Source organism: Acinetobacter sp. HA (genome assembly GCF_000264725.1).
GTDB classification, from domain to species: domain Bacteria; phylum Pseudomonadota; class Gammaproteobacteria; order Pseudomonadales; family Moraxellaceae; genus Acinetobacter; species Acinetobacter schindleri.
Window position 1 is genome coordinate 1 of the sequence record NZ_AJXD01000088.1, and the last position, 539, is coordinate 539.

The 539-nt window shown below is 30.4% G+C and carries 1 protein-coding gene; it reads left to right on the plus strand.

Annotated elements, in window-relative coordinates:
* Positions 1-515 (plus strand): hypothetical protein (locus HADU_RS15685; RefSeq protein ID WP_008306773.1); only part of this gene is annotated, 515 nt, incomplete at its 5' end.
* Between the last annotated feature and the right edge of the window lie 24 nt (positions 516-539).

The following is a 539-nucleotide window of genomic DNA, read 5'->3' on the forward strand; positions in this document are numbered from 1 at the left end:
CCAGTACTGGACAAAGAATTTCTGTTAAGACTGTTACTACAGCAAGTCATGTCGATTTTAATCTTAAAACGATTGAGTTAGTGGACAGAATTATTGTTTTAAGAATTAACCCAGAGGACCTCTGTATTGAAGTAGTCTATGACTTAAATATGGAGCAGTTTCAGGCTAAGTCACGAGAATACAAAGGGAAATATATTTTAGGTATTTATAACAAAATACTTTTAGCTAATTCAAAAATAAATATAGGGTTAAATATTCCTACTGAAACAGAACTGAAAGTTGAAAATAATCATGAGCTATTGATTTTAAATAATATTTTTTATGATGGATATGAGATAAAACAATATGAAAATGCAAAAATTGAAGTTTATAAGGATGGTGAAAAACAACCATCAGCTAAAGAAATTTTGAGGCAGATAGCCCTCCCTTTAAATAATTCAGCCGGAAATCCTAAAAATACTCAGCAATTAGGGGATCATGTGATCAAGGCAATAAAGAACTTTAGATCAACCTGATTTCGCATAAGAGATTTTATGTTA